Origin of the sequence: Chimaeribacter arupi, assembly GCF_002858805.1 — a bacterium.
GTDB classification, from domain to species: Bacteria; Pseudomonadota; Gammaproteobacteria; order Enterobacterales; family Enterobacteriaceae; genus Chimaeribacter; species Chimaeribacter arupi.
Genome location: NZ_PJZI01000099.1, coordinates 1 through 376, shown reverse-complemented (window position 1 = coordinate 376; position 376 = coordinate 1). Strand labels below are relative to the sequence as shown.

The window sequence follows — 376 nt, the reverse complement described above, 5'->3', positions numbered from 1 at the left end:
CAGCACCCGCTTCACCGACGGCGGCCAGTTTGGCCTCGGCGCGGAAGTCGCGGTCAGCACCCAGAAGCTGCACGCCCGCGGCCCGATGGGCCTGGAAGCGCTCACCACCTACAAATGGATCGGCTACGGCGACGATTTAGTCCGCGCCTGACCCTGACCCCCGCACCCAGAGTGCGGGGGATTTTCGCGTAACCTGTCGCCACTTTCATTCAGCTTATCAATGGCAAAGCCGAAATCTACAAGCCCGACAGGGCAGGGTGCTGATAAAATCAGCAGACGGCCAAACGCCTCTTGACTTGCCGTGCAGATTTCAATAATTTGTCACCCCGTAGTTCCCCGGCAGTTCCCTCCCAAGCCGATATAGCTCAGTTGGTAG

1 pseudogene is annotated in these 376 nt (G+C 59.6%); it reads left to right on the top strand.

From position 1 onward, the window contains the following. Positions 1-151 (top strand): annotated as a pseudogene (locus CYR52_RS22235) (gamma-glutamyl-phosphate reductase); the annotation flags it as partial. Between the last annotated feature and the right edge of the window lie 225 nt (positions 152-376).